This is a genomic window from Pseudarthrobacter sp. W1I19, assembly GCF_030817835.1.
Lineage (GTDB): Bacteria > Actinomycetota > Actinomycetes > Actinomycetales > Micrococcaceae > Arthrobacter.
Genome location: NZ_JAUSZR010000001.1, coordinates 992,674 through 1,005,758, shown reverse-complemented (window position 1 = coordinate 1,005,758; position 13,085 = coordinate 992,674). Strand labels below are relative to the sequence as shown.

10 protein-coding genes are annotated in these 13,085 nt (G+C 66.7%); 4 read left to right on the top strand and 6 right to left on the bottom strand.

Annotation, left to right across the window (positions count from 1 at the left end):
• Positions 1-89: 89 nt before the first annotated feature.
• Genes QF038_RS04670 through QF038_RS04660 form a run of 3 tightly spaced genes read right to left on the bottom strand, consistent with a single transcriptional unit; the run spans position 90 to position 3,307 of the window.
• Positions 90-1,190, bottom strand: coding sequence for a polyprenyl synthetase family protein (locus tag QF038_RS04670; RefSeq protein ID WP_091416262.1), 1,101 nt, complete (start codon positions 1,188-1,190; stop codon positions 90-92).
• The gene (locus tag QF038_RS04665) at positions 1,187-2,527 is read right to left on the bottom strand and encodes a geranylgeranyl reductase family protein (RefSeq protein WP_307609122.1); all 1,341 of its coding nucleotides are present in this window, start codon (positions 2,525-2,527) and stop codon (positions 1,187-1,189) included. Before QF038_RS04665 ends, QF038_RS04670 begins: the two co-directional genes overlap by 4 nt.
• Positions 2,528-2,530: 3 nt before the next feature.
• Positions 2,531-3,307: a demethylmenaquinone methyltransferase gene (locus QF038_RS04660; RefSeq protein ID WP_307613402.1), complete on the bottom strand. Its 777-nt coding sequence runs from the start codon at positions 3,305-3,307 to the stop codon at positions 2,531-2,533.
• Positions 3,308-3,477: 170 nt separating this feature from the next.
• On the opposite strand from QF038_RS04660, the gene QF038_RS04655 reads away from it, so the two are divergent.
• The 4 genes from QF038_RS04655 to QF038_RS04640 all read left to right on the top strand — a co-directional run bounded on the left by QF038_RS04655 (position 3,478) and on the right by QF038_RS04640 (position 7,670).
• Positions 3,478-4,866, top strand: a complete 1,389-nt coding sequence (locus tag QF038_RS04655) for an isochorismate synthase MenF (RefSeq protein WP_307609121.1) — start codon at positions 3,478-3,480, stop codon at positions 4,864-4,866.
• Positions 4,867-5,112: 246 nt separating this feature from the next.
• Positions 5,113-5,916 carry an ABC transporter substrate-binding protein gene (locus QF038_RS04650; protein WP_307609120.1) on the top strand — a complete coding sequence of 268 codons (804 nt, stop codon included), beginning with the start codon at positions 5,113-5,115 and terminating at the stop codon, positions 5,914-5,916.
• A 146-nt stretch (positions 5,917-6,062) separates the two neighbouring features.
• A complete protein-coding gene (locus tag QF038_RS04645; RefSeq protein ID WP_307609119.1) occupies positions 6,063-6,854 on the top strand; it encodes an amino acid ABC transporter permease in 792 nt (263 codons plus the stop codon).
• 12 nt (positions 6,855-6,866) lie between these two features.
• A complete protein-coding gene (locus tag QF038_RS04640; RefSeq protein WP_050054167.1) occupies positions 6,867-7,670 on the top strand; it encodes an amino acid ABC transporter ATP-binding protein in 804 nt (267 codons plus the stop codon).
• A gap of 86 nt (positions 7,671-7,756) precedes the next feature.
• On the opposite strand, the gene menD is transcribed toward QF038_RS04640, so the two are convergent.
• The 3 genes from menD to QF038_RS04625 form a co-directional block, all read right to left on the bottom strand.
• Entirely contained in the window at positions 7,757-9,583 is a 1,827-nt protein-coding gene (gene menD, locus QF038_RS04635) for a 2-succinyl-5-enolpyruvyl-6-hydroxy-3-cyclohexene-1-carboxylic-acid synthase (RefSeq protein WP_373461620.1), read from the bottom strand.
• Between the two features lie 250 nt (positions 9,584-9,833).
• Positions 9,834-11,903 (bottom strand): PhoX family phosphatase, encoded by a 2,070-nt coding sequence (locus QF038_RS04630; protein WP_307609117.1) that lies wholly within the window; start codon positions 11,901-11,903, stop codon positions 9,834-9,836.
• Positions 11,904-12,088: 185 nt separating this feature from the next.
• Positions 12,089-13,084, bottom strand: a complete 996-nt coding sequence (locus tag QF038_RS04625; RefSeq protein ID WP_307609116.1) for an o-succinylbenzoate synthase — start codon at positions 13,082-13,084, stop codon at positions 12,089-12,091.
• Position 13,085 lies beyond the last annotated feature (1 nt).

Genomic DNA, 13,085 nt, shown 5'->3' with positions numbered 1-13,085 from the left:
GTTTAAGCAGGCGCAGCCTAAACAGAGTCACGGCGGCCATGAAGAAGCCCGGCGCCGTCCGCGGAGCCGGGCTTCCACAGAAACAGGAACTAGCTGGCGCGGTCCACCACAGCCACAGCGAAGTTGGACAGTGATTCCTTGACCACACCGTCCGGCAGCGGAGCAAGGGCGGCAATGGCCTCATTGGCCCACTGCCGCGCCACCACCCAGGATTCGGCGGTGACCGGGTGCTCGCGCAGCCCCGCAACAGCCTCGGCGAGGGCTTCGTCCGAGGTGAGGTCGCCGTCAATCAGTTTCAGGAGTTCGACGGCGGATTGGTCGCCATCCGCTGCCGCTTTCCGGAGGAGCAGCACCGGCAGGGTGGGGACGCCTTCACGCAGGTCCGTCCCCGGGGACTTGCCGGACTTGACCTTAATACCCGTCACGTCGATCACGTCGTCGGCAAGCTGGAAGGCCACGCCCACCTTCTCGCCATACTCCACCAGCACGGATTCGTAGGCAGGATCTGCCTCGGCGAAGATGGCACCGAGCTGCCCGGAAGCAGCAACCAGGGAGCCGGTCTTGTCTGCGATGACCGAGAGGTAGTGCTCCACCGGGTCCTCGTCCGGACGCGGCCCCACGGTCTCGTGAAGCTGGCCCAGGCAGAGCCGCTCGAAGGTGCGGGCCTGGATGCCCAGGGCGCGGGAGCCGAGCTCGGATACCAGGATCGAAGCACGCGCGAAGATGAGGTCGCCGGTGAGGACGGCCACAGAGTTGCCCCAGACCTCGTGGGCCGTCGGAGCGCCGCGGCGGAACGGAGCCGAGTCCATCACGTCGTCGTGGTAGAGGGTGGCCAGGTGGGTCAGTTCAACCACGACGGCGGCCTGCACCACGGCGGGAAGCGAGGCGTCACCGAGGTGTGCACAGAGCAGCGTCAGCAGCGGCCGGATGCGCTTGCCCCCAGCCTCCACCAGGTGCCGCGACGTTGCGTCCGCCAGCGGATCGGAGTTGGCAATGGCCTCACGAAGCTTCTTTTCCACCCGGGCAAGGTTGTTGGTGATCGCCGGTCCCAGCTCGGCATCCCCGGCGATGGCAGCGAACCCCGCGGGCAACTGCAGGCCGGTGGCGATGGCGGTGGTGTTCAGGCTGGGTTCGGAGTCCGGCAGGCCGTGTCCGGCGTGCGTCCAGCTGTGGTCTGCGGGGTTGGTCACGGGTTAACCCTAACTTTTTGTTGCGGATACCGCTGGTTCGAAGCCGACGGGGTGGCGGATGTATTCGATGTGGCCGGAACCAGCGACTCCAGGCCCCGGATCACCCGGTCCTCGAAGCCCTTGGCCGACGGGTCCGTGAGATTGGCCAGGAGCCGGACCACGAACCGCATCAGTACTGGGATGGGCATACCGGTCCGCAGCGCCAGCTTCATGACCGCCGGCTTGCCGATCAGCGCGGCGAACGCCCGGCCCAGGGTGAAGTGCGATCCCCACTGCTCCCGCACATAGTCCCCGTACCGCGAAAGGTGCGCGTCGGCATCGTACGTTCCGGCCGAGGAGGAACTGCGCGAGGAGGCGTCGATGATGAACTCAGCGGCAAAGCGGGCCGACTCCATGGCGTAGGAGATACCCTCGCCGTTGAACGGGGAGACCATGCCGCCTGCGTCGCCCAGGAGGAGCAGGCCGGGTGAGTAGTGCGGGGTGCGGTTGAAGCCCATGGGCAGCGCCGCGCCGCGGATCTCGCCCACCTGGTTCTCCGGGGTGAAGCCCCACTCGCCGGGCATGCCGGCGGTCCATTCGCGCAGGACCTGCTTGTAGTCGAGCTTGCCGAATTCCTTGGAGGAGTTCAGGATGCCGAGGCCCACGTTGGAAGTGCCGTCGCCGACGCCGAACACCCAGCCGTAGCCAGGCAGCAGCTTGCCGTCGCGGCCGGGGAGCTCGAGCCAGCCTTCCATCCAGTCGTCATCACTGCGCGGGCTGGTGAAGTAGGTGCGCACGGCCACGCCGAGGGGTCGGTCGTCGCGCTTCTGGATGCCGAGGGACACGGCTGTACGCGTGGAGTTGCCATCAGCGGCGAGTACGACGTCGGCACTGAACTCGTGCGTCTCCCCCGTCTTGCGTCCGGACTCGTCCAGCACTGCGGCCCGGACGCCGGTGACCCGGCCGCTTTCATCACGGATGGCGTCGGTGACGCTGTGCCGCTCCAGGATAGTGGCGCCGGCGGCCTGGGCGTGGCGGGCCAGTTCCTCGTCGAAGCCTAGGCGCGTACGGATGAGTCCATACTGCGGGAAGTCGGACACCTCGGGCCACGGGAGCTCGATGGTGCGGCCGCCGGCGATCAGGCGCAGGCCCTTGTTACGGCGCCAGCCCTCGTTTTCGGGATGCGGCAGGCCGAGCTTCTGGATTTCGCGGACGGCGCGGGGTGTGAGGCCGTCACCGCAAACCTTCTCGCGTGGAAAGCTCGTCTTTTCCAGAACGGTGACGTCGATGCCCGCCCTGGCAAGGTAGTACGCGGCGGTGCAGCCGGCCGGCCCCGCGCCGACAATCAGTACTTTCACAGGTCAGCGCGTGATGTTGCGGCGCAGCTTGGCCACCGGGCCCCTGTGCGCGGCGATGGCGGCGGCGGCGCTGTCCGGTGACGAATCGGCGGACTTGAAGGCACGGTGGACCGCCACGATGCCGCCGGTGAGGTTGCGGTAGGTGACGTTGTCCCAGCCGGCATCCTGCAGCCAGGCAGCCAGGTGGTCCTGGTCCGGCCAGGCGCGGATGGATTCGGCGAGGTACACGTAGGCGTCCGGGTTGGAGGCGACTTTCACGGCGATGGCCGGCAGGGCGCGCATGAGGTATTCGGTGTACATGGTGCGCCAGAGCGGCACCACGGGCTGCGAGAACTCGGCAATGACCAGCCGGCCGCCGGGCTTGGTGACGCGCAGCATCTCCTGCAGCGCCTTCTTGGGCTCGTTGACGTTGCGCAGGCCGAAGGAGATGGTGGTGGCGTCGAAGGTGTTGTCCGCGAACGGCAGGTTGGTGGCGTCACCGGCGATGAAGTCGATGTCCGGGCGGCGGCGCTTGCCCACCTTGAGCATTCCGAGGGAGAAGTCGCACGCCACTACATCTATGCCTGCGTCGGCATATGGCTCGCTGGACGTGCCAGTGCCGGCCGCCAGGTCAAGGACCCGCTGCCCCTTGGACACTTCCATGGCTTCCACCACAACCTTGCGCCAGCGGCGGGTCTGCCCCATTGATAGGACATCGTTGACGACGTCGTACTTCGGTGCGACGTCGTCAAACATCGTGGCTACTTCGTCCGGACGCTTATCCAAGGATGCTCGGTTCACCATGACATTGTCTCAAATGTTCAGGCGGGTCCGGACCAAGGCGGGCTTCGCCGCACCGGGCTCTGGCCTGCGCCGGTATGGCGGGCAGTCCGAACTGCGGCGGCAGCGCGCAGCGGTACTTATAGGTACTCGGCAAGCCAAGTACCTTTCAGTACTAGTGTTGTCTCATCATGACGAGCACGTTCCGTACCTTGACAGTCCCCCTGGATGGCAAAGCGTTCCCCGGGGGGCTGCCGTCGTTTTTGGTCCGGGACGATGTCCTCTGCTGGACCCGGCGCGAAGCAGGACTGGTGGGTTTCGGCGAGATCGCGCGCTTCACCGCCACCGGCCCCGAACGCTTCCTGGAGGCGGACATCTGGTGGCGCCACCTGGTCCTCGAGGCCGAGGTTTCAGACTCCGTTGAGCTCCCCGGCACAGGCCCGGTAGCCTTCGGCTCCTTCGCTTTTTCCAAAACCTCGGCCCACGAGTCGCGGCTGATCGTGCCCGAGATTGTGGTGGGCGTCCGTGATGGCCAGGTCTGGCTCACCCAGTTAACGTTCGACGACGGCCCACTCACTGCCGACGGCGCCCTCGCCGCCCTGAACCGCTGGCTGGGCAGCGGCTCCGCTGCCAAAACCACGACGGCGGCAGCCGATTTTGCCGGGGACGGCACGCCCGGCAAGGTTCCCGCCAAGGAGGGCGGCGCCGTCGTACGTCCCCTGCCCCTGGCCGCCGGGGCAACGCTGCACACGGGCTCGCTGAGCGAGGAGGACTGGAAGGCCGCCGTCGCCGCTGGAGTGGCAGAGATCCAGACCGGGGCGCTGGAGAAGCTGGTGCTCGCCCGGGACATCGTGGCCACTGTTCCCACCGGCGTGAACGCCGCGGGGGTGCTGCGGGAGCTTGCCGGGCGGTACCGCGAATGCTGGACGTACGGCGTGGACGGCCTGGTGGGCGCGACACCGGAGATGCTGATCCAGGTGGAAGGGCGGACCGCGCAGGCGCGGGTGCTGGCCGGGACCCTGGACCGCCGCGATGCCCACGGCGAGGACGGACTTCCCCTGGACTACGCCACGCGGGTGCTGGCAGGCTCTGAGAAGCAGCGGCACGAACACGAGATCGCCATCCAGTCACTGACCACCCAGCTGGCACCGTTCTCCGAGGCCATGAACGCCCATGACGAGCCGTTCATCCTGGAGCTGCCCAACGTGTGGCACCTCGCCTCGGACGTAAAAGCCGAGCTGGCTGAGGTCGAAGGCCACGTGCCCACGTGCCTGGCTCTGATCAACGCGCTGCACCCCACGGCCGCCGTCTGCGGGACTCCGACCCAGGTGGCCGGCGCCCTGATCCGCAAGCTGGAGCACCTGGACCGCGGGCCGTACGCGGGACCCGTCGGCTGGCTGGATGCTGCAGGAAACGGTGAGTGGGGCATCGCGCTGCGCGGCGCGGTCATCGAGGGTCCGGACACTGTCCGGCTATATGCCGGCTGCGGAATAGTGGACGGATCCCAGCCCGAGACCGAACTCGCCGAGACCTGGGCCAAGTTCCGCCCGATGCTCGAATCCCTGGGCATCAGCAGCTAGATCCCCTCCCCAGCCCAAGTGACTCGCAGATAACGTAGCGAAACCGCATTTTCACAGCGTTAAATGCCAGCCAGTTGGGCGGAGTGTCCGGGATTGTAGACACCTTCTCCTCGCCTAGGCTTGAAATCGAGGGTAGTTTAGTTATCCAATAGTGAAACTAAGTTTCCTGTGATGCACATCTCTTATTCGGCGCTACACTATGAACCGATTTAGTACCGCATACTCCTGCAACAAAAGGTAAGAAACATGCAGCTCAAGTCCCTGGCCACGGCCACAATGACCGCCAAGGCAGCAGCACTCTTCGCCGTCGGCGCCCTCACCCTCACAGCCTGCGGCGGCGGAAGCTCAACCCCGGCAGCGTCCGAAGGCGGCATCCAGCTCATCAACTCCGGCAAGCTCACGGTCTGCTCGGACATCCCCTACGAGCCGTTCGAATTCGAAAAGGACGGCCAGACGGTGGGCTTCGATGTGGACATCGCGAAGGAGCTCGCCAAGGACTTCGGTGCCGAACTGAGCATCGTGGACAGCTCTTTTGAGGCGATCGAAACAGGCACCGCCCTGACCCAGTGCGATCTGGGCATTTCCTCGATTTCCATCACAGACACCCGCAAGTCCGTGATGGACTTCTCCACCCCGTACCTTGATGACGACCTGGCCCTGGTGGCCAGCGACAGCTCCGGCATCAAGAGCCTGGACGACGCAAAGGGCAAGAAGGTGGGCGTCCAGCAGGCCACCACCGGCGCCGACTATGCCCAGGAAAAGGGCATCGACGCACAGCAGTTCGAGGACACCGGCCTCCTGGTGCAGGCGCTCGAGGCCGGCACCATTGACGCCGCCCTGGGAAACCAGTCCGTCCTGGGCTACGCCATCAAGGACCAGCCCAAGTTCAAGAGCGTCGAGGACTTTGCCACCGGCGAGCAGCTGGGCGTCTCCATCAAGAAGGGCAACACCGCCATGGCCGAGAAGGTCAACGGCACCCTCAAGCGCCTAACCGACGACGGCTCCCTGGAGAAGTTCAAGACCACCTGGTTCGGCGAAACCGCCAAGTAGCCACCGCCCTGTAGTCGCCGTGCAGGCCTGAGGCCCCCCGCCTTGGCTCCTTCACGGCCCAGAGAACTACGCAGCAGGGGCCCCGGACGGGCTGTACCGCAGTCCGTCCGGGGCCTCTGCCACGCACAACGAATGTGAGCAACCCCATGGCAATGACCGCACGTCAGCGAGCCAGAGTAAGCCTGTATGTCCAGGCCGGAATCTTTGTGGTGGCCATCGCCGCGCTGATCCTGGCCACCGACTGGAAGACCATCGGCAACAGCGTCTTCAACTTCCCCAAGATCGGGCCGATGTTCCCCGGCATCTTCACCACCGGCCTGGTGAACACCCTGATTTATACGGTGCTCGGCTTTGCGGTCGGCCTCTCCGGCGGCCTTTTGCTGGCCCTGATGAAGCTCTCCAGCTTCCCCCTGTACCGCTGGATCGCTACCGGCTACATCGAGTTCTTCCGCGGAATCCCCGCCCTGCTGGTCTTCATCGCTTTCGGCTACGGCGTGCCCCTGGCCTTCGGCGTCTCCTGGAACATCACGCTGGTGGTGATGCTGTCCCTCGGCATCGTGGCCTCCGCCTACATCGCCGAAACGCTCCGCGCCGGCCTGCAGGCGGTCCCGAAGGGCCAGCTCGAGGCCGCCCGCTCCCTGGGCATGCCGCAGTGGCGGGCCATGGTGACCATCGTGATTCCGCAGGCCTTCAAGATCGTCCTGCCGCCGCTGACCAACGAGGTCATCCTGCTCACCAAGGACTCCTCGCTGATCTACGTCCTGGGCCTCACCGCGTCCCAGTACGAGCTCACCAAGTTCGGTCGCGACGGCATCTCCAGCCTGGGCGCCGGCCTGACCCCGCTGCTGGTGGCGGGCGCCTTCTACCTGGTGATCACCATCCCGCTGAGCCTCCTGGCCCGGAAGTTCGAAAGCCGCTCCGCGCGGACCAAGCGATAGGCAGGCAAGACCATGAACGACGTCGCAAACAATTCCCGCGGTGGCACGGCCACCGTGCACGCCGCCGGGGTGTCCATCAAGGACTTGCGCAAGTCCTACGGCTCCAACGAGGTGCTGAAGGGTATCAGCCTGGACGTGGCTCCGGGCGCGGTAGTGTGCCTGATCGGGCCCTCCGGTTCCGGCAAGTCCACCCTGCTGCGCTGCGTCAATCTGCTGGAGCAGCCCAACGAAGGCAGCATCCACGTGGGCGGCTTTGAAGCCACCGACCCCGATGTGGACATCGACAAGATGCGCCGCAAGGTGGGCATGGTGTTCCAGCAGTTCAACCTTTTCCCGCACCTGGATGCCAAGCGCAACTGCTCGATCGCCCAGGTCAAGGTCCTCAAGCGTTCGCAGGCCGAGGCGGACAAGGTGTCCATGCACAACCTTGAGCGCGTGGGGCTGGGACACCTGGCGGACCGGTTCCCGGACCAGCTTTCCGGCGGCCAGCAGCAGCGCGTGGCCATTGCCCGGGCGCTCAGCATGGACCCGGAGCTGATGCTTTTTGACGAGCCCACCTCCGCACTGGATCCCGAAACCGTGGGTGATGTCCTCTCCGTGATGCGCAACCTCGCCAAGGAGGGCATGACCATGCTGGTAGTGACCCACGAGATGGGCTTTGCCCGCGAAGTGGCAGACCGTGTGGTGTTTATGGACGGCGGCGTTGTGGTGGAAGAGGGCGTGGCTGAGCAGGTCATCTCAGCCCCCACGCAGCCTCGCACCAAGGAGTTCCTGCGCCGCGTCCTGGATCCGACGCACATCGAAATCGAGGAATAGGCGCACCCGCTGCTTTTTCGCCCGACGCACAAGTGCCCTGCCGCTACCGGAATTCCCGTAGCGGCAGGGCACTTGCGTGTTCAGGATTAGCGCGCCAGGACTCCCCCCACGGCTACGGCAACGGCTTCCTTGATCCGGCCATGCAGTGCACGGAGGCCGCTGCGGTCCGTACGGACTTCGATAATGCTGCGGCCCTCCACAGGCCGGTCGAGCGCTTCGGCGAGTGCCGCCGTCGTACTTACCGCGCTATGGCCGACGCCGTACGCCGCAGCAAGTGCCGCAAGGTCCACGGAGTGCGGGGTGGCGAAGAGGCGCTCGACGGCGCCAGCGTACGTTCCAGCCTCACGCACCGCGCCGTGTTCCAGCAGGTCGAAGATGGCGCCGCCGGAGTCGTTGAGGACCACGATCCGAAGCTGCGGCTGCTCCTCCCCTGGTCCCACCAGCAAGCCCCCGGCATCATGCAGGAACGTGACATCGCCCAGGAGGACAGTGGTTTCCTGCCGGCCGCCCAGTGCAATGCCGGTGGCGGTGGAGATGGTGCCGTCAATCCCGGCCAGGCCCCGGTTGGCATAGACGGTGGCGGCCGGTTCAGGGGCGGGCAGGCCGGCAAGGTCCGCATCCCGGATGCCGTTGGAGGAGCCGAGCACCAGCTGCCCCCGGGCATGTTTCCAGACGAGCGACGCCACGGACGGGCCGGTGGCGGGGGCGTTCTCCGCCAGGACGAGGTCCAGCGCGTGCTGCGCGGCCGAACCGGCGAGCAGCCAGGTATCGAGCCAGTCGGACGGGCCGCGGCCGGCGAAATCCGCGAGGTCGGTGAGGTTTTCCAGGGGCAGTTCGGTGCGCCGGCCGGGCTCGTACCAGGCCACGGGAACCGGCTGGTACAAAGCTGACGGCACGTCGGCGCGGGCAAGGAGGGCAGCGACCGGCCGGGACAGCGTAGGCCGGCCAAACAGCACCACCCGTTCGATGGGCTGCGCCGCGCCTGGTCCGAAGTGCTCCAGCAGCAGCCGGTACGGGCCCACAGCATTCGGCCCGAAACGGGCATTCGAGGACGGCTCCGCCAGCAGGGGCAGGCCGTGGGCGCGGGCGAAGGCCTCGGCCACCGGACCCGCGTCGTGCCCGGCCAAAACCACGGTCCGGCGTTCGGGCAGGTCCGTGGCGGCGGGCGGCAGGTTCATGATGAGCGGCTCCGTGCCAATGCGGTAGCGCGGCCGCTCGGCTGCCGCGGGCAGCTGGTCGGCGGGCTCCGGAACCAGGGGGTCACGGAAGGCAAGGTTGAGCTGGACCGGCCCGGGTGCGAGATCCGGGAACGCTCCGGTTGCGGCGGAAAGACCCGTCTGGACGGCCCTCTCCGGATTGGAGCCGGCCGGGATGTCGACGGCGAAACGAACCTGTTCACCGAAAATATCAGGCTGGATAGTGGTCTGGTTGGCACCGGTGCCGCGAAGTTCGTCCGGGCGGTCCGCCGAGAGGACAACCAGCGGAACCGCCGCGTGGTTGGCTTCCATCACGGCGGGCAGCAGGTTTCCGACGGCGGTGCCGGACGTCGTGAGGACGGCCGCGGGCGAGCCGGTGGATAGGGCGAGCCCCAGCGCGGTGAATCCGGCGGAACGTTCGTCGATCCGGACCAGCAGCTCCACCCGGCCCTGCGCGGAAGCCTCGGCAAGCGCGTATGCCATGGGGGCGGACCGGGAACCCGGCGAAACCACCACGTGCTGCACGCCGCCGTCAAGCAGCACCCCGACGGCGATCCGCGCCGCCGCCAGGGCGCTCAAGGAGGGTGCGCCGTCGGAAGTGTCAGTGTTGGAAGCGACTGCGTCGGAGGTGTGGGCGCCGTCGGGGGTGTGGGCTGCGTCGGGGGAAGGTTCGTTCAGCGAAGTCACCAAACCAGTCTGCCACCCCCGACGCCCCATCACTTCCCGCACGAAAACGCCCAACGCCCCATCACCTCCTGCACCGACCTCCCGACGCTCTCTCACTTGATGCGCCTTAACCCGGAACGCTCTATCACTCTCCTGAAGAGAGTGATAGAGCGTTCCGGTTATCCGCGCGTTAAGTGAGAGAGCGTCCTCGATTTTCCCGCATTAAGTGAGAGAGCGTTGGATTTCTACAGGCTTAAGCACCAGGGACGGCGCTCGGCAGCTCAATCACCGGGGAGGGGGGTCAGCCGGGGAACACCTGGACCACGGCGGGACGGGGCGCACGCACCTGGCCGGCTGCCGGCGTCGTGCCTGCAGGGACGTAGTCCGGAAAGTAGGAGTTGGGCGCCTCGAAGGTGCCCTCCTCGCCCGGGTGCTGCACGGAAACGAAGACGCTGCGCTCGTCGTCGTGGACGATCGGTCCGCACGTTTCGGCGTCACGCGGGACGGCGAGGAACTGCTCCACCTTGCCGCGCTCGGCACCGTCCAGTGTGACCTTGAAGAGGCCGTCGGCGCGGCCGATGCCGGAGGGTGCGCCGTCGGTGGAGATCCAGAGATTGCCCACGGAGTCGAACGCGAGGTTGTCCGGGCAGGAGATGGGCGAGACCTTGTCCACCGGGAAGCCGGAGAAGTAGGTGATGTCACCTTGTGCCGGATCGCCGCAGACCATCAAAAGGTTCCACGTGAAGGTGGTGGACGTCTGGCCGCCGGTCTCGGTGATTTCGACGATGTGGCCGTCGCGGTTCTGGTTGCGCGGGTTGACCTCGGTGGCCTTTTCGTTGGAGCCGGTTCCGCGGTTGGAGTTGTTGGTGCAGGCCACGTAGACCTTGCCGGTGTGGAGGCTGGGCTGCACGTCCTCGCAGCGGTCCATCTTGGTGGGGCCCACCTTGTCGGCGGCGAGCCGGGTGTACACCAGGACCTCTTCAACGGTCATTCCGGGAACGGCGGACTTCCCGTCGACCACCAGCGGGAGCCATTCGCCGATGCCGTCGAAGGCACCATCAGTGGGAACGGCGCCGGTGCCGGTGATTTCGGCTGCCGGGGAGTTGCCGGTGAACTTGGCGACATACAGGTTTCCGGCGGACAGCAGCGTCATGTTGTGCTTGCGGTCACCTTCAACATATTTGTCCTTCGACACGAACTTGTAGAGGTAGTCGAAGCGCTCGTCGTCGCCCGAGTAGGCCACCACGTGCCCGGACTCCGCCACAATCACGTTGGCCCCTTCGTGCTTGAAGCGGCCCAGGGAGGAGTGCTTCTTGGGAGTGGAGGTGGGATCGAACGGGTCCACCTCCACGATCCAGCCGAAGCGGTTGGACTCGTTCTCGAAGCCGGCGTTGCGGGTGTCCCAGCGCGGATCGTCGAGTTCCCACTGGCGGGCGGTGGCCTTGGAGGTCAGTCCGTAGCGCTTGTCCTCAGCGGACGTGCCGGGAGCGACGAAGTAGCCGTTGAAGTTTTCCTCGCCGGAGAGGACGGTGCCCCAGGGAGTGGTGCCCCCGGAGCAGTTTCCCAGCGTGCCCTTGATGAAGCGGCCAGCGCCATCGTCCTTGGTCGTGAGCAGCGCGGAGCCGGCGGCGGGCCCGGTGAGCTCGTACACGGTGTTGTTCAGGTAGCGGCGGTTCAGCGGCGCACCCTTCACGTACATCCAGGGCTGGTTCTTGTTCTTGCGCTCCAGTTCCACCACGGACAGCCCGTGCGCTGCGGCCCCAACAGCACGCACCTGGTCCGCGGGCATGGACGCCGGGAACATGATGTTTTCGTTGGTGTACTCATGGTTGGTGAACAACACCGCCCGGCGGCCCTTGCTGCCCGGAATCTCCAGGATGTCGGTGTAGTCGTTGTTGTACCCGAACTGCTTTTCCTGCGCGGCGGCCGTCTGGTTGGCCAGGTCGAAATCAGGCGCATCGTTGAAGATGGGGTCGCCCCAGCGGATCACCGGCTGCCAGGTGAAGCCTGCCGGAACGGTGACGGCGTCCACGGAAGCGTCGATCGACGGAATGGCCGCGAACTGCAGCTTGGACTTGCCGAAGCCTTCCTTGGCGGCCTTGGACAGGCCTGCGGCGCTGGCCGGTTCGGCGGACGTCACGGCGCTTCCAAGGACGACGGCGAGGGCACCGGCGGCGCCGAAGCCCAGGGCGGCGCGGCGGGACATGGTGGCGGAGGCGATGTCGCGGAAGTAGCTGTTGGAGGTGGTGTTGCAAACGTCGCCGGCGCAGGCATTGTCGCACTTCAGTGCGCAGGTAACGGGGCTGCGCTTGCCCTTGGTGTGGCCGAGCATCGGCAGCAGGTTGAACTTGCGGGCAGTCGTTTCAGACATGGGTGCCTTCCAAAAAATCGATGCGGTCCGCCCACCCTGCCAGCCGGTTCCTACGCTCAGTAGTCAGTGAGGTGAAGTTCCGGTGAACCGCCGGTGACCTGGAGGAAAGTGATGGCGCGTCCGCAGCAAAGGGGCGTTAAGTGATGGCGCGTCCAGGGGAAACGGCCATAAGTGAGCGCGCGTCGCTACGGCGTGAGGAGGGCGTGGACGCGGCGGAGCCGGGCCAGCCACCAGTCGCGACGTTCCGCGGAAGCCGCATACTGCTCAAGCAGCCCCGCGTCGGCAGCCACTTCGCGGAGGCGGATGGCGCCGTCGTCGGCCACCAACGGATCCGTTATGACGTCCGATTCGAACAGGGACACCGTGCCCAACCCGCACGCGTAGGGCAGTTCGGGCAGCGCCGCCGCGAGCGCTAGGCCCGCCCGGATCCCCACCGACGTGTCCAGCGCCGAACTGACCACCGCGGGCAGCCCCGCCTGCGCCACGATGTCCAGGGCGCGCCGCACTCCCCCAAGCGGCGCCACCTTGACCACTACCAGGTCCGCCGCCCCGGCCCGCGCCACCTTCAGGGGATCGGACTCCTTGCGGACGCTTTCATCCGCCGCGATCAGCACCGGAGTACCCGCGGACTGCACAGCGCGCCGCACCTCGGCGAGGCCGTCGATGGTTGGGACGGGCTGCTCAGCGTATTCGAGCCCGACGACGGCCAGCCGGGTAAGTGCCTTGATGGCAGTGGGGACGTCCCAGCCGCCGTTCGCATCCACACGGATCGCGGCGTCCGGCAGGGCAGAGCGGACGGCGTCGAGGCGGGCGGCGTCGTCGTCGAGCGTCTGGCCCTGCTCGGCCACCTTGACCTTGACCGCGTCCACCCGGCCAAAGCGCGCAAGTACCTCAGGCACACGTTCCGCTGCAACAGCGGGGACGGTGGCATTGACGGGTATCACCGGCCGCAGCGGAGCCGGAAACCCCTGCCAGCCGGCTTCGATGGCGGCGGCCAGCCAATTGGATGCCTCGGCGTCGCCATACTCGGGAAAGGGGCAGAACTCGCCCCAGCCGGCCGGGCCGCGCAGCAGCAGCGACTCGCGCTCCATGATGCCGCGGAACTTCACACGCATCGGCAGGCTCACTACGCGTGCACCGGCCAGGAGCTCTTCAAAGTCGGGCACGGCAGGCGTAGGCATG